The following is a 20300-nucleotide window of genomic DNA, read 5'->3' on the forward strand; positions in this document are numbered from 1 at the left end:
CGGAAACGCACTGTCAAAATCGTCGTTCTAAACGAGTAGCCCCCGCGAAGCGGGGGCTGTGTGGTTGTGCTGGAGGCTACCCTGAGGGTCAGTAGCCCAGCAGCATCGAGGGCAGGCCTGTGACCAGGGCGGGGAAGTAGGACATCAGCACGCAGGCAATCAATATCAGCGCGCAGAACGGGATCACCGCCTTGTACAGGTCGAGGGTCTCGACCTCCGGTGGCGCCACGCCCTTCAGGTAGAACAGCGCATAGCCGAAGGGCGGGGTCAGGAAGGAGGTCTGCAATACCACCGCCACCATCACCACGAACCACAGCATGTCGACGCCCATGGTCTCGATGATCGGCAGCATGATCGGGAAGCTCAGCAGCACGATGCCGGTCCAGTCGAGGAACATGCCCAGCACGAATACCAGCAGGAACATCAGGATCAGTGCGCCGGTGGTGCCACCGGGCATCGCCAGCACCAGTTCGCTGATCACGTCCATGCCGCCGCCGATGGAGAACACCCCGGTGAAGGCGGTCGCCCCCACCAGCACGAACATCACCATGGTGGTGGTCTTGCCGGCCTCGATGAAGGTGTTGTAGCAGGTCGACAGCTTGCGATCACCGAAGATCAGGAACAGCAGGAAGGCCAGGGTCACGCCGATGGCCGAGGCCTCGGTGGCCGTGGCGATACCGGTGAACAGGGCGCCCAGCACCCCGAGGATCAAGCTCATCGGCGGCAGTACGTACTTGCACAAACGGATCACCAGCTCCCCGGTGCTGGTCTCGGCACGCTCCTCGGCGCCTACAGGAGGGCCGAAGTCGGGCTTGATCAGGCAGATCACCAGCACGTAGAGCGCGTACATCGAGCCCAGCAGCAGACCCGGCACCAGGGCGCCGGCGAACAGCGCGCCCACCGACACCGGCGAGTAGCTGGCCATCAGGATCAGCATGATGCTTGGCGGAATCAGGATGCCGAGACAGCCGCTGGCCATGATGACGCCGGCGGACAGGCCCTTGTTGTAGCCGTACTTGAGCATCGGTGCCAGGGCGATCAGGCCCATCACCGCGATGGAGGCGCCGACGATGCCGGTGGTGGCCGCCAGCAGCACCGAGACGATGACCACGGTCAGCGCCAGGCCGCCGCGCACGCGTCCGAGCAACAGGCGCATGCTCTCGAACATCTTCTCGGTGACGCCCGAGTCGTTGAGAAAGCGCGCCATCAGAATAAACAGCGGGATCGCCACCAGGACATAATTGTCCATGGCGCGCCCATAGATGTTGTTGATGATGATGCCGAGCACCTGGGGACCGGGGCCGAACCAGGCGCCGAGTACCGCGACACCGCCCAGCACGAAGGCCAGCGGGTGGCCCATGAACAGCCCCAGCATCAGGCCTGCAAACATGAAGATGGTCAGAAGTTCAGCGCTCATTTGGCTTCCTCCACGCCCTGGCCTGTCAGCTCATTGATGGCGCGAATGACGATGGCGATGGCCTGCAGAAGGATCAGCACGCTGGCGATGACCAGCACGGCCTTTACTGGGTAGACCGGGATCGAGACGATGCCGTAGGTGGACTCGGCGCGGCTCCAGGAGCGCTCGAAGAAGCGCCAGCTATAGGTAATGAACATGATGATGAAGGGGGTGAAGAACAGCAGGTAGCCGAGCAGGTCGATCAGTGCGCGACCGCGCCGGGACAGCAGCTGCTTGACGATGTCCACCTCCACATGGGCGTGATGGCGCAGCCCGTAGGCGGCCATCAGCATGAAATGGGTACCGAACAGCATGGTGGTGACGTCGAAGGCCCAGTCGCTGGGGCGTCCGATAAAGAAGCGCATCGCGATGTCGTAGACCACCACGAGGGTGATGATCGCGATCAGCGGAGCGATCAAACGGCCGAACCACTCGTTCAAGCAGTCGATGGCCTTGGCAATGGCGTTCATGGTGGGGTTCTCGTCGAAGTCCAACGATGACCGGCGGCCTCGCGCAGAGAGCCGCCGGCCGGTAGTGACAGAAACGTGCCTGGTTGTTACTCGAGGCAGGCTTCGATCTCGTCAAGCGACGGTAGGTTGTCGGTGACGCGGCTCATGTTGTAGGGCACCGAGACGTCACGCCACTGAGCGTAGTCCTGCATGTAGCTGATCATCGACTGGTAGACCTTGCCGAGCATCGGGTCCTCGCAGGAACCCTGCACGATCACCTGGTTGGTGACCTCCTGGATCTGGGCCAGGTCTTCCTCGGACAGCTGGTTGATGGTGGTGCCGTCCTCGAGGAACTTGGCGGTACCCTCGGTGGACTGCTTCTCGGACCAGGCCAGCGACCAGGCCATGGTAGCCTCGGAGGCGATCTTCAGCTTCTCCTGGGTCTCCTCGGACAGAGCGTCCCAGGCGTCCTTGTTGATCATCACGCCGAACACGCTGGCAGACTGGTGCCAGCCCGGCGTCATCCAGTAGTCGGCAACCTCGGAGAAGCCGGCCTTGTAGTCGACACCGGGGGTCGAGAACTCGGCGCCGTCGACCACACCACGCTCGATGGCCTGGTAGATCTCGCCGCCGGCCAGGGTGACCTGGGAACCACCAAGCTGCTCGAGCACCCGGCCCTGGTCACGCCCGGACAGACGCAGACGCTTGCCTTCGATGTCGGCGAGAGAAGCGATCGGAGTGCCGCCGCGGAAGCCGGACTCGTTGTTGGTGATACCGTAGGGCAGGTAGACCAGGTTGTACTGGCCGTAGATCTCCTGGTAGAGCTCGAAGCCGCCCCACTGGGTGATCCAGTTCAGGTAGTCCATGCCGTTGAACAGGCTGGGGGTGGCTGCCAGCGGCGAGAACGCCGGGCTGCGGCCGGCCCAGTAGCCCGGCCAGTCGCCGGCGGCCTGGATGCTGCCGGTCTCGGTGGCGTCGAAGACCTCGGTGCCGGGCATCAGGGTGCCGCCGGCGTAGAACTCGATCTGGATCTCGTCCCCGGCCAGCTGGTTGACCAGCTCGGCCCAGTGCTTGTCGATCTGGATCAGGTCGAGGTTTTCCGGCCAGGTGGTGGTCATGGTCCACTTTTCCTGGGCCATGGCGCCACTCGACAGGGCGGCCAGGGCGATGCCGGCAGCCATGCTGGTCAGGGTAAACTTGGTCATTTGCTTCATGCAGGTGCTCCCCGTGGGTTGTTGTGTTCTGTGCAAAGGAGGCGATCGCTGCCTCACCGAAATTGCGTCTGGCACCCTGGGCCATTGTCTTGGGTTCGGTGCCTGGGGGTAGTGGCGTTCCAGCGTGGGGTTGGCCCACGGTGGCGCCTCGGCTTCATCAAGCTAGCACGGTCTTCAAGAGATGATCGATGCGACCCATGTCGATGAAACGGCACACTTTTTTGGCGACTGCACAGTCGATAGCGTGAGAAAAAGTTTCGACAATTCAGCAAAATGAATAAGTTAGAGCGACATCTATGCTGCGCTGCCGTAGTCGGCTCGATCGTTTAATCGGCGCAGCCTTTAGACCAAAGTTGATTTATCAGGGAGCCTTAATGTCCCACTTTTTGACCCGACAGGACCTCGCGCGGCTCGCTGCCTTTCGACAGCAACTGCGAGGGCGGCGCTTTCGCGGCTTGCTGTGGGTGAGCGAGGCTCCTGACCGGGCGCGGGGCGTCGCTCGCGAGTGCCTGGCCCAAGGCGGATGGTCGGCGCCGCTGTGGGTCGGGGAAACGTCGATCGACGAGGCTGCTGACGGGGCCGGCACCGGGGCCCATGCCAGGGCCGGCACCGGGGCCCATGACAGAGCCGCCACCGGGGCCCATGACAGAGCCGCCACCCCCCCGCCGTCGCTTGAGCGCCTTCCCGCCGCCAAGGCGCGTACCCGGCTCGGCGGCGAGCACGACCTGGTGGTGTTCGACGCCGCCTCGCCAGGCACTGGCCTCGATCCTGACGCCCTGGGGGCGGTGGCCGGCACCCTGGTGGCGGGAGGCCTGCTGGTGCTGTTGACCCCCGACGACGGTGGCCGCCGACCCGACGACGACTACCGCCGCCTGGCGGCTCACCCTTGGCGGCCGGAACAGCTCACGAGCCGTTATCTAGAGCGCTGCCATCGTCTGCTGGCGGGTTTTCCCGGGATGCTGCGCTGGCGGCAGGGGGAGGGCCTGACGGCAACGCCCGATGATGGCCAGGAAAGCCCTTTTGCCGATGGCTCATGTCCAGACAGCCCGTGTCTAGACAGCCCCGACCCGGATTGCCTGAGCCCCGACCAGGCCGAGGTGGTACGTCGGCTGACGCGGCTCAGGCGTCGCCGCCCGTTGGTGATCACCGCCGATCGTGGTCGCGGCAAGTCGGCGGCGCTGGGCATCGCCTGCGCCCGCTTGCTGGTCAAGGCCGAGCAGCAGCGCCAGGCGCCGCTGGATATCCTGGTGACGGCACCGAGGGCGTCCTCGGTGGCGCCGGTATTCGAGCGCCTGGCGGCGCTGCTGCCCGAGGGACAGGGCGATGAAAGGGACTTCGAGGCGCCTGGTGGCAGGGTGAGGTTTGTCGCCCCGGATGCGCTGACCGACGCCGTCGCCCAGGGCGAGGCCGGTGGCCCCGGCTCGCTGCTGCTGGTGGATGAGGCGGCGGCGATTCCGGCGGCGCTGCTGGGCGAGTGGCTGGCGGCTTTTCCACGGCTCGCCTTCGCCACCACGGTGCACGGCTACGAGGGCTCCGGGCGAGGCTTTGCGTTGCGCTTTCGTCGTCATCTGGAGGCGCAGACGCCCCAGTGGCAGTCCATCGAGCTCAGGACGCCGATACGCTGGGCCGATGGAGACCCCCTGGAGCGGGCCATCGACGCGCTGCTGTGTCTGGATGCCGAACTGCCGACAGTACCGAAGGTGGCGAGGGTGAGTGCGCCTGGCCCTGGTCAAAAGTTGGCCGAGCTGCCCTGTACCACGCTCGATCGCGATGCCCTGAGCCGGGACGAAGCCGCCCTGAGGGCCATCTTCGGCCTGCTGGTCCAGGCCCACTATCGCACCACCCCGGCGGACCTGCGGGCGCTGCTGGACGCGCCGGCGACCCGCATCTCGATCCTCGGGACGCCACGTTCGCCGCTGGCGGTGTGCCTGTGCGTCGATGAGGGCGGCTTCGATGCCGATCTGGCCGAGCGGGTGCTGCTGGGACAGCGACGCCCACGTGGTCACCTGATGGCCCAGTCGCTGGCGGCCCACGCCGGTGAAGCAGCGGCACTGAAGGCACCCAGTACCCGGATCACCCGGATTGCCGTACACCCCGACTGGCGCCGCCTGGGGTGCGGGGCGAGGCTGATCCAGGAAGCGGCACTCCAGGCCGAACAGGCCGGCAAGGCGCTGCTGGGGGCGAGCTTCGGTGCCGATCCGGAACTGCTGGCGTTCTGGCAGGCCCAGGGATTTCGCCCGGTGCGCCTGGGGCTGACCCGAGAGGCCGCCACCGGCGAGCATGCGGCGATGGTGGCGCTGGCCCTGGGGGAGCACAACCGGGACCTGATCGAGCGGCTGTCGCGACGCTTTGAGCGGCAGCTGCCAGGGCTTCTGGCCTTCGAACTGACACGCCTGTCGCCACCCTTGGTGCTGGCGTTGCTGGGGAGCGTCGGCGATCGCTGTGCATTCGACGCCGATGACTGCTTTTCTCTCGAGGCCGAGGACCGCTTTTCGCTCGACGCCGATGACCGCTTTTCTCTCGACGCCGAAGATCGCTTTTCTTTCGACGCCGATGACCGTCGTGAGCTCCAGGACCTGGCCAGGGGCCAGCGCGAGCCGGCGCTGGCGCGTCCGGCCATCCAGGCCCTGGTTCGCCGGCTGGCGTCGCTGTCACTGTCGCCGCCCATGTCGTCGTCCATGTCCAAGGCGAGGTCCAAGGCTGACGATGACCACGACAGTCTGGCCTGGCTCGCAGCGTGGGCGTTTCAGGGACGTTCGGAAAGTTCCCTGGCGCAGGGGCTATCGCTGCGCGGCAAGGCACAGGTCAAGCAATGGTTGCGGGACGCCGTGGGCCGAGCCCTGGCACTGCTGGAGGCCCTTTCCAAGGCCCCGGGGCGAGGGTAGAGTGCCAACATTCGCAAAGGCAGACATAGACATCATGAACGAACATCTCGATAGCCTCGCTCCGACCGCCGTATGGCGTCACTTCCGTACCCTGTGCAACACGCCGCGCCCCTCGGGCCACGAGGCGGCTCTGGTCGAGATCCTTGAAGCCTGGGCAGACGAGCACGGCATCGCCCACGACCGTGACGCCTACGGCAACCTGCGTCTGTCCAAGCCGGCGAGCCCCGGGCGCGAAGGGGCACCGGGTGTGATCCTCCAGGGCCATCTGGACATGGTGGCCCAGGCCAACGCCGACAAGCCCCACGACTTCACCCGGGACCCCATCGTCACGCGGGTCGAGGACGGCTGGCTCAAGGCCGACCAGACCACCCTGGGCGCCGACAATGGCCTGGGGGTGGCGGCGGCGCTGGCGATCCTCGGCGATGATGAGCTCGTCCATGGTCCGCTGGAGGCGATCTTCACCCTGGAGGAAGAAACCTCCATGGGCGGTGCGCTGAATCTGGCCGAAGGCTGGCTGGAGGGCAGCCTGTTGCTCAACCTGGACTCCGAGGACCGTGGCCAGGTCTACATCGGTTGTGCCGGTGGCGCCGACGTGGTGGTCGAGGCCCAGTTGCCGGTGGAGTCGGTGGGCGAGGACGAAGAAGCCCTGACGCTGAGCCTCAAGGGCCTGCGTGGTGGCCACTCCGGGATCGATATCGACAAGGGGCTGGGCAACGCCAATCGCCTGCTGGTGCGGGTGCTGCGCGCCCTCGACAGCTGCGAGGTTCGCCTGGTCGACTACCGTGGCGGCACCCTGAGAAACGCCATCCCCCGCGAGGCCGAGGCGGTGGTGATGGTGCCTCGGGACGAGATCGACGCGCTGCGCTCGCGCATCGAGCGCCTCGAGGCCGACATGCGCCGCGAGCTGTCCGGCGTCGACGAGGGCCTGCGGCTGACCCTGGAGCCCTGCGCCACGCCGCGCGAGGAAGCGCTGACCCGCCACGCCAGCCGCCTGCTGGTGGCGGCGTTGCACGCCGCGCCCTGCGGTGTCGAGCGCATGAGCGTCGAGGTGCCAGGCGTAGTCGAGACCTCCAACAACCTGGGCGTGGTCAGTCTCGAGAACGGCCGCTTTCACCTGTGCGCCCTGGTGCGTTCACTGCGCGACAGCGCCACCATGGATCTGGCCGAGCGCTTCACCGCGCTGTTCGAGCTGATCGGTGCCCGTACCCGGGTCGAGAACGGCTACCCCGGCTGGACGCCTCAGCCCGACAGCGACCTGCTCAAGCGCTTCTGTGAGCTGCATCGTCAGCGCCTGGCGGTGGACCCGGAGATCAAGGTCATCCACGCCGGGCTCGAGTGCGGGATTCTCGGCGGCAAGTACCCCGAGCTTCAGATGATTTCCTTCGGCCCCCTGATTCGCGGCGCCCACTCGCCGGACGAGCGCGTCGAGATCGCTTCGGTGGAGGAATTCTACGGCCTGCTCAAGGCGCTGATCGGCGACCTGGCCGAGGGCTCCCGCTGATATGAGGCTGAGATGAGTCCGGCCCTCGAGTCACTGTTCGCCCAGCCCCTGGCGCCGGCTCTTGCCGGCGTCTCGCTGCTGGCGATTGCGTTGCTGGCGCTGGCCTGGCGAGGGTATCGACAGGGGCAGCGGCGTGAACAGGCCCTGGCAGCTGAGCTCGAGACGACCAAGGCTCAGCTCGAGCAGCGGCGCGAGGCCGCACGCCAGCTCGAGCAGGAGCTGGCCATCAGCGATGCCCAGCTCGACGCCAGCCGAGAGCAGCTCGAGACCCAGCGGGGCGAGCTCGGCGCCGCCCGTCAGCAGCTCGCCGATGTGCGTGAGCACAACGCCCGCCTGGAGACCGAGCGCGAGCAGATGGCGGCGCGTCATCGCGAGCAGATGGCGCTGGTGGAATCCTCCCGGGAGCAGCTCAAGCAGGAATTTCATCGGCTCGCGGGCCAGGTCTTCGACGAGCGCCAGCAGGCCTACCAGACCCAGAGCCGCGAGGGACTCGAGTCGCTGCTCAAGCCGTTTCGCGAGCAGGTGGACCAGTTCCGCCAGCGGGTCGAGGACCTGACCGGACAGCACAGCCGCGAGGCGGTATCGCTCAAGGCCCAGATCGAGCAGCTGGCGGGTCTCAACGCCCGCCTCGGCGAGGAGGCGGCGGGGCTTGCCCGGGCGCTCAAGGGCGACCAGAAGGCCCAGGGCGGCTGGGGGGAGTTGATGCTGGAGACCGTGCTGGAACGCAGCGGCCTGCGGCGCGACATCGAGTACCGCCGCGAGGTGTCGATGAACGGCGAGCAGGGACGACAGCGTCCCGACGCCATCATCTACCTGCCCGAGGATCGCCACCTGATCGTCGACGCCAAGGTCTCCCTGACCGCCTGGACCCGGGTGGTCAACGCCGACGACGAGAGCGAGCGCGAAAGCGCCATGAGCGCCCATCTGACCTCGCTGCGCAGCCATATCCGCGGACTCGCCGCCAAGGACTACCCGGCCCTGCCGGGGCTGCATTCGCCGGACTTCGTGTTCCTGTTCGTACCGGTGGAACCGGCCTTCGCCGCGGCCTTCGAGCGTGATCCCTCGCTGTTCCAGGAAGCCTTCGACCGCCAGGTGGTGGTGGTCACCCCGACCACCCTGCTGGCCAGTCTGCGGACCGTGGCGGGGCTCTGGAGCATGGAGCGCCAGAACGAGAACGCCCGGGTCATCGTGTCCCGGGCAGAGCGCCTGCTGGCCAAGTTCTCTGGATTCGTCGACAGCCTCGACGACGTCGGCAAGCACCTGGAGCGCGCCAGCGCCAGTCATCACCAGGCGATGAACCGGCTGTCCCAGGGCCAGGGCAGCCTGGTCGCTCAGGCGCTCGAGCTCGAACGCCTCGGCGCGCGGATGAAAAAGCCGCTGCCGGAGGAGCTCAAAAGGGCGGCTCAGTCGCCGGCGACGCTGGGCAACGATGGTCAGGCCGTCGACGACGACTGAAGTGACCGCCGTAAACGACGACGCCCCGCTCAAGCCGAGCGGGGCGTCTTCCTTTGCACTGCGTGGGTCGCCAGGGGGTCAGCCCAGGTAGGCGCCCAGCATCCACACGGTCTTTTCCTGCTCGCGGATGTAGTCTCCGACCTGGGAGGCGGTGCCTTCATCGTCGGCGTCGGAGGCAACGGACAGGATCTCGCGCTGCAGTTCGATCAGCCGCTGGTAGCCTTCCAGCACGCCGCGCACGCAGGCTTCGCCGTCATGCACGTCCTTGGCCTCGGTGATGCGCGACAGCGAGATATAGTCGCTGTAGGCGTGAACCGGCTTGTGACCGAGGGTCAGGATGCGCTCGGCGACCTCGTCCACCTTGGCCAGCAGGTCGGTGTAGAATTCCTCGAATTTTTCGTGGAGTTCGAAGAAGTTCGAGCCCTTCACGTTCCAGTGATAGCCACGAACGTTCATGTAGAAGATCTGGTAGTTGGCCAGGAGCTCGTTGAGCTTTTCGGCCAGATCGCTGGCGCTGCCTGAATGCAGGCCGATGGCGTTAGTGTCGCTCATGCAATACCTCCTTGATCGCTGTGTTCCAGTCTATCCCTAAGGGAGGGCGTTGGAGAGTGAATCTCTTCCATCGCCACGATAGCGTCCATTGATGACGCCTGCCTATGACGTAGGGATGACATAGGGACGACGAAGGCCGCTTTCAAGGGCAGCCCTGTCACCTTGGTAGGCCGGGCCTCCCTTCAACGGCCGATGGCCTGGAGCGTGCGAATCAGGTTCTCGCTTCGATCGGCGAGCAGCTCGGCGCAGCGTTCCAGCGCCTCGTCCAGTGCCATCGGGCCGTCGGCCAGGGCGAAGGCGGCGCTGACGCCCTCGTCCAGCGCCGCCTGCCAGCCTGGCGCCATACGTCCGGCCAGCACGATCACCGGCACCCCCTTGGCGCGGGCCGCCCGCGAAATGCCGATGGGGGTCTTGCCCGACAGGCTCTGGCCATCGAGCTGACCCTCGCCGGTGATCACCAGATCCGCTCGTGCCAGGCGTTCGTCCATGCCGGCCTGTTCCATGATCATCTCGATACCTGGGCGAAGCTCGCCGCCAAGGAAGGCAGCGACGGCAAAGCCCATGCCTCCGGCCGCGCCCGTGCCGGGGGCGTCGCGCAGGTCCTCGCCGAGGCACTCGGCGGCCTTGTCGGCCCAGTGCGCCAGGGCGGCGTCCAGGCGCGCTACATCGGCTTCGCTGGCACCCTTCTGGGGACCGAATACCGCGCTGGCGCCGCGCTCGCCCAGCAGCGGATTGTCCACGTCCACCGCCGCCTCCACCCTGACATCGGCCAGGCGCGAATCGAGCCCCGACAGATCCACCCGAGCCAGTCCCTCGAGTCCCGCCCCGGTGGGGGGAATCGGCTGGTCGTCGGCGTCGAGCAGGCGGGCACCCAGGGCCACCAGCATGCCGGCGCCCCCGTCGTTGGTGGCGCTGCCGCCCAGGGTGATCAACAGGCGTTCGGCGCCAGCGTCCAGGGCGGCCAGGATCAGCTCGCCGACGCCGTGGGTGGTGCTGTCCAGCGCGGTGCGCTCTGACGAGCTCAGCGCCTGCAGGCCGCTGGCCTCGGCCAGCTCGATATAGCCGGTGCGGGACTCTGGGTGCCAACCCCAGGCGGCCTCGGCGGGGCGCCCCAGGGCGTCCTGTACCCTGGCGCTGCGTTTTTCGGCCCCGGTGGCGCCGAGCAGGGCGTCGAGGCTGCCCTCGCCGCCATCGGCCATGGGGCACTCGTCGATGGTGATGTCCGGGTCGGCGCGGCGGGCTCCCTCGGCAATGGCGCGGGCGGCGTCGCTGGCGGCCAGGGCATCCTTGTAGCTGTCGGGGCAGATCAACAGGTTCATGGTCGGTCCTCTGGTGAAAAGGTGGGCGCACGCCTGAGGGGCGACAGGCCGATCGCCGCTGGGCCCGAGGTTCGGCTGGGCGAGCGTTTGCCCGTGGCTCGGGACAGCGTAGACTCTTCACAGTATTTCACGCCCCTGGCTGGGAGGTCCTGATGCAAATGTACAAAAATTTGCCCGATAGAGGCCGCAACATTTGGGCGAAATGCTCATCAGTGGCGGTGCTGGGCCTGTTGCCCTGGCTGAGCGCCTGTCAGAGCACGCCTCAGCAGATGCCGGTGGCGGAACCCGCTCCCTCGTCCGGGTGTCAATGGCCGGTGGTAGCCGGCTCGGTATCCCTGGCCGATGTGGTCACGGTGCTGGAAGGCCGCGACTTCCTGGTGCGTGATACCGATACCGCACTCGGGGTGGTCAGCGCCGAGAAGACCGAGCGCACCACCTACCATAACGCCGACGCCGTGCGCCCACGCCTGGGCGGCTTCGTGCTGGGTGGCAGCGGTGGCCACGTCGGCGCCGGCGTAGGGGTCGGCTTTGGCTCCTGGGGCTGGGGTACCAACGACGATGCGACCCGAGTCGAGCGGGTCTCGGTGGCGCTGGATGGCCAGGACGTCCGTCTGACGCGGGATATTCGCCTGTTTGACTGGACCGGCCAGCTACGTGAGTCCCGCACCGCCAGTGACGCCGACTTCTGTGCATCGGTGCGTCAGCAACTGGCGTCGGTGGCATCCAGCAGCGGGGGTGTGCAATGACGCGAAGGTGGACATCAGTGGAGGGAAAGGCCCCCGGAAAGAGACTGCTGGCGGTGGTGCTGATGGCCGTCTGGCTGTCGGGCTGCGCCGGCTCATCGTCGGTAGCCGAGCCGCCGCGCCAGATGCTGGTCGCGGTGGCGCCCGGGCCGGCCCTGAACGAAACCCTGGCGATGCTGATGGAGCAGGGCTACGTCGTCACCCAGGCCGACGGCGAACTGGGGCGCATCGACGCCTCCCTGGCACGTCCGCCGGGCTATCGCCTCGAGGCGCGGGTCGAGCCTGCCGGCGCCTCCGGTGCCAGCGTCTCGCTGCAAGGCTACCGTGGCGGGCGGCGCCTGCCGCCTGCGGTGGTGGAACCCCTGTTTGTCGAACTACAAGGAAGACTCGCCCGTTGATCTATCTCTCGCGTGCTGTGGCCGGATTTCAGGCCGCTTTGGACTTGCATCGCCGCGCCGTGGCGGCATTTCTTCTGTCTCTCGCGCTGGGCGCCGGCCTGTGGCTGGCGCCCGCCACACTGGCGATGGCGCATCCCCATAGCTGGGTGGATCTGTCGGTGACGCTCGAGACCGACGACCAGGGCAGGGTCACCGCCCTGCGCCAGGTGTGGCGCCTGGATCCCTTCTACAGCCTGGTGCTGCTCGAGGAGGCTCGCGCCGCCGAGGATGGCCAGGACGCCGCGCTGGATCGCCTGGGGGGCGACATGCTGGTCAATCTTGCGCCTCGGGACTTCTTTACCGAGGCCGAGGTCGACGGCAAGGCGCTGGCCTTCGCAGCGGTCAGCGAAGCCACGGTGATGGCCCGTGACGAGCGCGTGGTGCTGCACTTTCGGCTGCCGCTGGCCGAGCCTCAGGACCTTGCCGGCAGTACCCTGGAATATCGCGTCTTCGATCCCTCCTACTACGTCGAGGTGGTGCACGAAGCCGACGACGAGGGGCCTCTGGCCCAGGCGTTGAGCGTGCCGGATGCCTGTCAGGCGTCGATCATCGTCGCCGACCCCGATCCCGAGAAGGTCATGGCGGCGGCCCAGCTCGATGTCGACGATAGCGCCCCCCAGGGGCTCGGTCGCTTCTTTGCCGAGACGGGGCGGGTGTCATGCTGAGCAGGCAACGACCCTGGCTGCAGCTGGCTCTGGCGCTGGGCGTGGTGGCGGTGCTCATCCTGGCGCTCGAGGCCAGCGGTGCGCTGGACGCCCTCGGACACTGGGTCATCGCCATGCAGGCCGACCTGCACCGCCGCTTGACCCAGGCGGTAACGCTGCTCGACCGGACCCCTTCCTCCGACGCCTGGCTGACCTTGATCGGCCTGAGCCTGTTCTACGGCGTTTTCCATGCCGCCGGTCCAGGCCACGGCAAGGCCGTGATCAGCGCCTACCTGGTCTCCCAGGGCGGAGCCTGGCGGCGGGCCCTGGCGCTGTCGGTGGCGGCCGCCCTGCTGCAGGGTGCGGTGGCCATCGTGCTGATCCTGGCGCTGGTGCAGGGACTTGGCTGGCTGACCCGGGAGGCCCTGGGCAGCGTGGTCTGGGTCGAGCGACTGAGCTTTGCGCTGGTCGCGCTGCTGGGCCTGTGGCTGAGTGCACGGGCGCTTGGACGACTGCTCAAGATCGCGCGATCCTCCTCGGCGGACCTGCCGCCTTCTCATGATGGCCACCATGGCCCTCATGAACCGCACCGCCACCACCAACACCACGGTCACCACGACTGCTGCTCAGGCCATCATCATGTCTCGCCCCACGGGCCGCGTCGGGAGGCCTGGCTTGCGGTGCTGGCGATCGGCGCAAGACCCTGCTCAGGGGCGGTGCTGCTGATGGGGGTGACCAGCCTGCTCGGCCAGCCCTGGATGGGGGTGGCCGCGGTACTGGCGATGTCGCTGGGTACCGCCTTGACGGTATCGACGCTGGGGCTTGCCAGCGTGTTGGCGCGGGACTGGGTCGCCGCCCGTGCAGCACGGACCTCCGCCACTCGTGGTCGAGTGATGGCGCGGCTGGGTGCGCTGGTAGCGCTGACCGGGGGGCTGTTGATCGCCGGGCTCGGGATCCTGCTGATGTCTCAGGTCGGCGCCAGCGACCCCAGCCTGCCACTGATGTCCCCCGGAGGGCGACCAGGGGGACTGGGAGCCTGAGCTAGGCCGCTTCGACCTGGCTTTCGCGATGGGACCTGGGCTGTAGTCCGCTATCTGGCGGCCCGGGGCCATGCCCGGGGCACTGCCCCGAGCATCACACCGTCTCGTTCAACCCTTGAAGGACAGCCCGCCTGCCAGCGCCAGGATACGGTCCTTGGTGGCGGCAAGGCTGTCCTTGTCGTAGGGCGTCGCCTGGCCCTGACCCCACACCGGGCCAGGCCAGGCGGGGTCGCCCTGGTGGCGAACGATGACGTGGATGTGCAGTTGCGCGACCATATTGCCGAGGCTGGCGATATTGAGCTTGTCGCCGCTGGCATAGGCCTTCAACGCCTTGCCGATGCGGGTGGCCTCTCGCCATAGCTGCTGCTGGTCCTGTTCGGACAGATCGTACACCTCGCTCACCTCGGCGCGGCGCGGGATCAGCACCAGCCAGGGATAGCGGGCGTCGTCCATCAGCCGCAGCTGACACAGTGGCAGTTCGGTGATGGGGTAGCTGTCCGCGACGAGGCGCGGATCGACGACGAAGTCGCTCATGCAGGGCCTCCAGGATGGTGTCCAGCGCCTAGGGTACATCAGAGCGGGTGGGCAGGGTGACAACGTAGATGATTCGAACAGAGGACGACAGATGACGCCAGTCGAGGGAGTGGCCCTGCTGCTTGCGGGTATCGTGGCAGGTTTTATCAATGTGCTGGCGGCCGGGGGCTCGATGCTGACCCTGCCGCTGTTGATGTTTCTGGGCCTGCCGCCGCAGGTGGCCAACGGTACCAACCGGGTGTCGATCACCCTGCAAAGCGTGTCGGCGGTGGCCAACTTCTTCCGCGCCGGCGCCCGTCATATCCGTCTCAGCCTGCGCCTGTCGGTGCCCGCGGTACTGGGCTCGATGCTGGGGGTGTGGCTGGCGCTCAGGGTCAGCGACGCCCTGTTTGAAACCATTTTGATGGTGGTGATGGTGGCTGCGGCGATCATCATGCTGTTGCCCCAGCCGAAGCTCGACACCCGCCCGCTGACCGTCGAGCGACTGACCCCTGGGGTCTATCTGGCGATGTTTGTCATCGGGCTCTATGGCGGCTTTCTGCAGGTGGGTGTCGGCATCCTGTTCATGATCGTGCTCTATCGCATGCTCAAGATCGATCTTGGCCAGGTCAACGCCTTCAAGGTACTGATCATCCTGGTCTACACCCTGCCGGCGCTGGCCATCTTCCTGTGGCACGACCAGGTGCGCTGGAGCTACGGCCTGGTGCTGGCTGCCGGCAGCATGACCGGGGCCTGGCTGGCGGTGAAGGTCAACATGAGTTCCCGTGGCGCCATGGTGGTCAAGTGGCTGACGGTGGCGGTGATTGCCGTGATCATTCTCAAGCTGGCGCTGTCGTGAGGGGCTTCGCAGTAGCCGGACGGCGTCTGGCGTTGTGCCGTGTGGCGGATTACCTCGTCCGAGCGTTGGCTGGGAGGCTAGCGATGGGCGGTGATCGTGCTAGATTGTCAGAGGATGATGTATTTCGCTTACCTGCCTGGCTGCAAGGAGATAGGAACCATGAAAAGGATGCTGTCGTTGATTCTGGTATCAGTATTCACCCTGGCGCTGTTGAACGGCTGCAACACCGTTCGTGGGGTGGGCGAGGATATCGAGAAGGGTGGAGAGGCGATCCAGAAAAGCTCCAGCTAGCCAGAAAAGCTCGGTCTAGCCGGAAACATTCCGGCTAGACCGAGCCAGGAAACGTAGGGGCAGCGAGAAGAACCACGGCGGTGAGTCGCCTCGTCGTCGCTGTACTCCCGATGGGTGCTCTTTGTCGCCGTGCCTCTGCTGACCGCGCTATCCGTTTCTCCGTCGGAACTTTCCCGCCATTGCTGTCTCCAACAGGTTTCATGTTCGTCGTCCCGGCCGCCCGGCCTGCCAGATGGCAACGAGTTGACCACGGCCTGTCCGTCAGGCGCAGCGCCGTGATAGGTTTTGAGGCGCGCTGCAGCGATACGAGGCTGGCGGGCGCTTGCACAAGGATTTCTGGCACTGGAGGCCATCGATGAAACCACTTCTTCCCCTGCTGCTGGTCGCGGCTCTGGCCGGCTGCTCGTCGTCGTCCGGCGGATCCGGCGAACCGGCACCGCTGCCGCCGGAGCGCGCTCCCATGGCCGAGGCCTGCGACGCCGAGGCGGTGCAGGGCCTGGTCGGCCAGAGCTACGACGCCAGCTTCGATGAACGGCTCAAGGCCGAGAGCGGGGCCAAGACGGTGCGGGTGCTGCGTCCCGGCGGGGTTGCCACCATGGACCTGCGGCTGGATCGCCTCAACGTGCGCCTGGATGATGCCGATGTCATCCGTGAGCTGGCCTGCGGCTGAGCGTCACGCTGCCCGCCCGGCAATCGACAAGGCCGCCCTTCGGGGCGGCCTTGTTGTGTGGACTTGTTGTGTGAAGACCTATCGAGCTGTCGGGCGATGACACGCCTTCAGCGCTCGCCCAGTTCCTGGTTCGTTCGCATCTCTTCCTCTTCGGCCTGCTTGCGCAACTTCTTGCGCAGTGCGGCTTTTTCGTAGCGCAGCTTGCGGATCGGCGTGTCCAGGGTCAGCGGAGGCACCGAGGCCGGGCGGCCGTCGGGGTCCACCGCCACCATGGTCAGGTAGCAGCTGTTGGTGTGGCGAATGACCTTCTGGCGGATGTCCTCTGCCACCACTTTGATGCCGATCTCCATGGAGGAGCGCCCAACATGGTTGACGCTGGCCAGAAAGGTCACCAGCTCGCCCACGTGGATCGGTTGCTTGAAGCGCACCTGGTCCACCGACAGGGTCACCACATAATGGCCTGAATAGCGGCTGGCGCAGGCGTAGGCGACCTCGTCGAGCTTCTTGAGGATGGCGCCACCGTGTACCTTGCCACTGAAATTGGCCATGTCGGGGGTCATCAGTACGGTCATGCTCAATTCGTGCTGACCCGGTAGGCTCTGCTCTGCCATCGAAGTTTCCTCGGAATACGGTGCGCGGGGGGGGCTGTTGGCGTCTGTCTGGCGCTCCACCACAGCATAACGCCTTGCCCCCCGGCAAGGGGACAAGGCGCTCGTTGAAAGTCAGTTGTCGCCTCGGCTGTACAGGCCGCCAGGCGCCCGGCTGACGCTCCGGGAGGCCTCTACAGCCAGGTCAGGCAAACCGAGATGATGATGCCGGTGACGAACAGCTGGATCAGGCAGAAGCCCATGATGTCCTTGGCCTTTAGCCCGGCGATGCCGAGTACCGGCAGCGCCCAGAAGGGCTGCAGCAGGTTGGTCCAGGCGTCACCCCAGGCCACGGCCATGGCCGCACGGGGAATATCCACGCCAAGCGCCTGGGCGGCAGGAATGACCACCGGGGCCTGAACCGCCCACTGGCCGCCGCCGGAGGGCACGAACATGTTGACGATGCCTGCGCTGAGGAAGGTCCAGAACGGCAGGCTGGTCTCGGTGGCAAAGGAGATCATCGCCTCGGACATGGTCTCGGCCAGTCCCGACTGGATCATGATGGCCATGATGCCGGCGTAGAAGGGGAACTGGATGACGATGCCGGCGCCACCCTTGATGCCCTCGTGCAGGCTGTTGAGCAGGCTCTGGGGGGTGCGGTGGAGGATGATGGCCAGGAACAGGAACATGAAGTTGACCACGTTCAGGTTCAGACCGCCGCCGCCGACGAAGTAGCTGATTAGATAGATCAGACCCGGTACGCCTACCAGCAGCGCCAGGGTCATGCTGTTCTCGAGGCGCTCGGCCGGGCGGGTGATGCGTACCCGACGGTCCTCGTCATCTCCCAGCAGCGCCGGATCGACGTAGACGCTTTCCTTTTCGCCGGGCAGCATCAGCCGGTTGACCAGCGGCACCGCGATGAACAGGGCCAGCACGATCAACAGGTTGAAGTAGGAGAAGATCGTCTCGCTGGTGCCGATCACGCCGATCTGCTCCACCGAGAAGTGGCCATCGGTGGCGATGGTCAGCGGCACCGAGCCGGCAAGACCACCGTGCCAGACCACGAAGCCGGAGTAGGCGCTGGCCACCAGCAGGCGATAGTCCACCCGAATGACCCGGGCCAGCTCCTTGGCGAACAGTGCGCCGACCACCAGACCGAAGCCCCAGTTGATCCAGCTGGCCGCCAGCGACACCAGGGTCACCAGCAGGATGGCGGCGCCGGCATTGTTGGCGAGGCCTGCCAGGCTCTGCAGCAGTCGCTTGACCGGCGGTGAGCTTGCCAGCATGAAGCCGGTGACCAGCACCAGCAGCATCTGCATGGAGAAGCTCAGCAGGTTCCAGAAGCCGTCACCCCAGTAGGTGAGCACGGCCATGGGCGACTGGCGTTCGATGGCGATGGCTGCTGCGGCGGCGATGATCGTCAGCAACAGGACGAAGATGTAGGGATCTGGCAGATAGCGTTCCACCAGTTTCACGGCGGGTCGTGACAATGCTCTCAGCATGGCGTGTATCGCTTCTTCTGGTTGTGAAAGAGGGCCTTCCCGGGCCACTGGGAGTCAACGGTGCCGCAGCAGGCGCCCGTGAGTCAAAACCACCTGTAAGGCAGATAACGTCTCGGCACATTCACCATCGGTGATCTTCGGCCGTCGCTCCTCAGGCGGTGTCACGCCAGCGCGTGCTGCGATAGCGAAGATAGTAGGTCACAAGTACCGCCGAGCGCACTGCGGTAAAGGTCGTAAAGGCCAGCCACAGGCCGTGGTTGCCGAGCCCCTGGGTCAGCCACCACAGCGGCAGATAGACCGCCAGGCCGATGAAGATGGAGTTGCGCATTTCGGCAATCGCGGTGGCGCCGATGAAGACCCCATCGAGCAGGTAGCTCCACACCGCGATCAGCGGCATGGCGACCATCCAGGGCAGAAACTGGGCCGCCGTGGCGCGTACCTCCGGCAGGCCGGTAAGCAGCGCGATCAGGGCATTGCCGCCCAGCGCGAAGGCGAGGCTTGCCAGGGCCGCAGTGGCCAGCGAGCACAGCGCCGCCGCGCGCACCGAGAGAGCGAAGTCATCGAAACGACGGCGACCGATGGCGTGACCGGTGAGGGCCTCGGCGGCGTTGGCGAAGCCGTCCAGGCCGTAGGAGGTCAGCATGATGAACTGCAGCAGCACCGCGTTGGCGGCCAGCACGGTGTCCCCCTGGGACGCCCCCTGGGCGGTAAAGAAGGCCTGGGCGAACAGCAGGCCAAGGGTGCGCACGAACAGGTTGGCGTTGACCGAGAACAGCTCCCGGTAGGCGCCAATGGTCAACAGTCGCGCCCGCTCGAAATGTCCGCCCAGTCGGCCCAGGCGTCGACGGCACAGCCACAGCCCCAGGGCGGCGGTGGTGTAGTCGGCGATTACCGTTGCCCAGGCCACGCCGTCGCTGGTCATGTCGAGTCCCACCACGAACAGCACATCGAGCACGATATTGACGCCGTTGTTGGTCAGCAGCAGCAACAGCGTCACCCGACTGTTCTGCTGGCCGAGGAACCAGCCGAGGATGGCGTAATTGGCCAGCACCGCCGGCGCCGACAGCAGACGAATGGCGGCGTAGCTCTCGGCGAGCCCGGTAGCCTCGGGGCTTCCATCCAGTAGCCATAGCCCCAGCGCGATCAGCGGGTCACCCAGCAGGATCAGCGCAAGTCCGATCCCTCCTGCCAACAGCAACGACTGCCCCAGCAGATGGCGCACCTGATCGTCGCGCTCGCGTCCCAGCGCCTGGGAGGTCAGGCCGGTGGTCCCCATGCGCAGAAAGCCAAACCCCCAGTAGAGGAAGCCGAACAGGGTCGCGCCCAGCGTCACTCCGGCCAGGTAGCGTGAGTCGGGCAGGTGGCCGACCACGGCGGTGTCGACGAGGCCCAGCAGCGGCACCGTGATATTGGACAGGATGATCGGCCAGGCCAGGCCGGCGATGCGCGGCAGGCGTTCGAGGGTGGACGAGAAGGTGCTGGTGGAGGTCGACACGATGAAAGGCCTGTTCGGCTGAAGGCAAGGGCGCAACGGGACGGCGGCGAGGTGGGCAAGTGTCCGGTGATGGGGGAAGGGGGTCAAGGCCATGACCCCAAGGCGACGGCCTCAAGGTAATGCCGTCGCCAGGCATGGCGGTCGCGTTGCGGGAAGTGGCTGCTCAGGGCAGGGCCATGCCTGGATTTGAAATGTCCGATATATCATTCAAGTGTCATCTCGTGTGATGAAACAATCTGTATCTCCTGTTAATCAATAGATACGTTTGGTTTCATTCTAGAGGATGACAAAAATAGTCAGGATGACTACTAATAAAGAGAGGTCGATATTAATAAAAAAGAATTAATAAAAGACAGGAGGTATAAGAAGAAAACAGGAATCACTCGCGAAAAGCTGACGATATACAAAGAAAAAAACGATTTTACGCAGGAGTGTCAAAATGAAAGTATTCCAGCGCTTTTCCCCGGGCGAGGCGGCCCCTGTGCGCAAGATTTCCACCCTGAATCACCCCCGCTACCGTGGGCAGCGCGGTGCCAGCGCGATCGAGTATGCGATCATTCTTGCTGTAATTGGTGTCGCGATCGTGCTCTCCGTTCAGAGCGGTGTCATGGATAGCATCACAGACCTGCTTGATACCCAGATATCAGGAATTACCGACAGTGGTGACGGTGACGGCACCTAGCCGTTG

The 20300-nt window shown here is 65.9% G+C and carries 20 protein-coding genes; 11 read left to right on the forward strand and 9 right to left on the reverse strand.

Features of this window, described 5'->3' with window-relative positions; translation table 11 throughout:
• Positions 1 to 88: 88 nt before the first annotated feature.
• From NFG57_RS01890 to dctP, 3 genes are all read right to left on the reverse strand, one after another.
• Positions 89 to 1417, reverse strand: coding sequence for a TRAP transporter large permease subunit (locus NFG57_RS01890; RefSeq protein ID WP_045991386.1), 1329 nt, complete (start codon positions 1415 to 1417; stop codon positions 89 to 91).
• Entirely contained in the window at positions 1414 to 1926 is a 513-nt protein-coding gene (locus tag NFG57_RS01895) for a TRAP transporter small permease subunit (RefSeq protein ID WP_045991387.1), read from the reverse strand. Before NFG57_RS01895 ends, NFG57_RS01890 begins: the two co-directional genes overlap by 4 nt.
• Positions 1927 to 2012: 86 nt before the next feature.
• Positions 2013 to 3119: a TRAP transporter substrate-binding protein DctP gene (gene dctP, locus NFG57_RS01900; RefSeq protein WP_045991388.1), complete on the reverse strand. Its 1107-nt coding sequence runs from the start codon at positions 3117 to 3119 to the stop codon at positions 2013 to 2015.
• A 374-nt stretch (positions 3120 to 3493) separates the two neighbouring features.
• On the opposite strand from dctP, the gene NFG57_RS01905 reads away from it, so the two are divergent.
• From NFG57_RS01905 to rmuC, 3 genes are read left to right on the forward strand one after another with little or no spacing between them, the layout of a single operon-like run.
• Complete coding sequence (locus NFG57_RS01905; RefSeq protein ID WP_348815228.1) at positions 3494 to 6004, forward strand: GNAT family N-acetyltransferase; 2511 nt, start codon at positions 3494 to 3496, stop codon at positions 6002 to 6004.
• 34 nt (positions 6005 to 6038) lie between these two features.
• Positions 6039 to 7505 (forward strand): aminoacyl-histidine dipeptidase, encoded by a 1467-nt coding sequence (locus NFG57_RS01910; RefSeq protein WP_348815229.1) that lies wholly within the window; start codon positions 6039 to 6041, stop codon positions 7503 to 7505.
• 12 nt (positions 7506 to 7517) lie between these two features.
• Positions 7518 to 8960, forward strand: coding sequence for a DNA recombination protein RmuC (rmuC, locus tag NFG57_RS01915; RefSeq protein ID WP_348815230.1), 1443 nt, complete (start codon positions 7518 to 7520; stop codon positions 8958 to 8960).
• 78 nt (positions 8961 to 9038) lie between these two features.
• Here rmuC and NFG57_RS01920 read toward each other — a convergent pair whose 3' ends face one another.
• Both NFG57_RS01920 and NFG57_RS01925 read right to left on the reverse strand, forming a co-directional pair.
• Positions 9039 to 9512, reverse strand: a complete 474-nt coding sequence (locus NFG57_RS01920) for a Dps family protein (RefSeq protein ID WP_108131144.1) — start codon at positions 9510 to 9512, stop codon at positions 9039 to 9041.
• A 182-nt stretch (positions 9513 to 9694) separates the two neighbouring features.
• On the reverse strand, positions 9695 to 10831 hold the full coding sequence (locus NFG57_RS01925; protein WP_348815231.1) for a glycerate kinase: 1137 nt from the start codon (positions 10829 to 10831) through the stop codon (positions 9695 to 9697).
• A gap of 212 nt (positions 10832 to 11043) precedes the next feature.
• On the opposite strand from NFG57_RS01925, the gene NFG57_RS01930 reads away from it, so the two are divergent.
• The 4 genes from NFG57_RS01930 to NFG57_RS01945 are packed head-to-tail and all read left to right on the forward strand — an operon-like array spanning position 11044 to position 13695.
• A complete protein-coding gene (locus NFG57_RS01930; protein ID WP_108195008.1) occupies positions 11044 to 11577 on the forward strand; it encodes a hypothetical protein in 534 nt (177 codons plus the stop codon).
• Between the two features lie 17 nt (positions 11578 to 11594).
• Positions 11595 to 11972 (forward strand): hypothetical protein, encoded by a 378-nt coding sequence (locus NFG57_RS01935; RefSeq protein WP_348815232.1) that lies wholly within the window; start codon positions 11595 to 11597, stop codon positions 11970 to 11972.
• Positions 11973 to 12031: 59 nt separating this feature from the next.
• Complete coding sequence (locus tag NFG57_RS01940; protein ID WP_231498421.1) at positions 12032 to 12676, forward strand: DUF1007 family protein; 645 nt, start codon at positions 12032 to 12034, stop codon at positions 12674 to 12676.
• Positions 12670 to 13695 carry a sodium:proton antiporter gene (locus NFG57_RS01945; protein ID WP_348815233.1) on the forward strand — a complete coding sequence of 342 codons (1026 nt, stop codon included), beginning with the start codon at positions 12670 to 12672 and terminating at the stop codon, positions 13693 to 13695. The genes NFG57_RS01940 and NFG57_RS01945 overlap by 7 nt, the downstream gene beginning before the upstream one ends.
• A gap of 108 nt (positions 13696 to 13803) precedes the next feature.
• On the opposite strand, the gene NFG57_RS01950 is transcribed toward NFG57_RS01945, so the two are convergent.
• Entirely contained in the window at positions 13804 to 14229 is a 426-nt protein-coding gene (locus tag NFG57_RS01950; protein ID WP_045991397.1) for an HIT domain-containing protein, read from the reverse strand.
• 91 nt (positions 14230 to 14320) lie between these two features.
• Here NFG57_RS01950 and NFG57_RS01955 point away from each other — a divergent pair, with 91 nt between their 5' ends.
• The 3 genes from NFG57_RS01955 (at position 14321) to NFG57_RS01965 (ending at position 16028) form a co-directional block, all read left to right on the forward strand.
• A complete protein-coding gene (locus NFG57_RS01955) occupies positions 14321 to 15067 on the forward strand; it encodes a sulfite exporter TauE/SafE family protein (protein WP_124804986.1) in 747 nt (248 codons plus the stop codon).
• Between the two features lie 159 nt (positions 15068 to 15226).
• Complete coding sequence (locus NFG57_RS01960; protein WP_045991399.1) at positions 15227 to 15358, forward strand: entericidin A/B family lipoprotein; 132 nt, start codon at positions 15227 to 15229, stop codon at positions 15356 to 15358.
• A gap of 355 nt (positions 15359 to 15713) precedes the next feature.
• Positions 15714 to 16028: an I78 family peptidase inhibitor gene (locus NFG57_RS01965; RefSeq protein ID WP_045991400.1), complete on the forward strand. Its 315-nt coding sequence runs from the start codon at positions 15714 to 15716 to the stop codon at positions 16026 to 16028.
• Positions 16029 to 16135: 107 nt separating this feature from the next.
• Here the strand turns inward: NFG57_RS01965 and NFG57_RS01970 are convergent, their stop codons facing one another.
• The 3 genes from NFG57_RS01970 to NFG57_RS01980 all read right to left on the reverse strand — a co-directional run bounded on the left by NFG57_RS01970 (position 16136) and on the right by NFG57_RS01980 (position 19612).
• Positions 16136 to 16639, reverse strand: a complete 504-nt coding sequence (locus NFG57_RS01970) for an acyl-CoA thioesterase (protein WP_045991401.1) — start codon at positions 16637 to 16639, stop codon at positions 16136 to 16138.
• Positions 16640 to 16809: 170 nt separating this feature from the next.
• Positions 16810 to 18117, reverse strand: coding sequence for a TIGR00366 family protein (locus tag NFG57_RS01975; protein ID WP_045991402.1), 1308 nt, complete (start codon positions 18115 to 18117; stop codon positions 16810 to 16812).
• Positions 18118 to 18268: 151 nt separating this feature from the next.
• On the reverse strand, positions 18269 to 19612 hold the full coding sequence (locus NFG57_RS01980) for an MATE family efflux transporter (protein WP_231498423.1): 1344 nt from the start codon (positions 19610 to 19612) through the stop codon (positions 18269 to 18271).
• Between the two features lie 439 nt (positions 19613 to 20051).
• Between NFG57_RS01980 and NFG57_RS01985 the strand changes: the two genes are divergently transcribed.
• Entirely contained in the window at positions 20052 to 20294 is a 243-nt protein-coding gene (locus tag NFG57_RS01985; protein ID WP_348815234.1) for a Flp family type IVb pilin, read from the forward strand.
• The last annotated feature ends 6 nt before the right edge of the window (positions 20295 to 20300 follow it).

The sequence above is a fragment of the Halomonas sp. H10-59 genome (genome assembly GCF_040070555.1).
GTDB classification, from domain to species: Bacteria; Pseudomonadota; Gammaproteobacteria; order Pseudomonadales; family Halomonadaceae; genus Halomonas; species Halomonas litopenaei.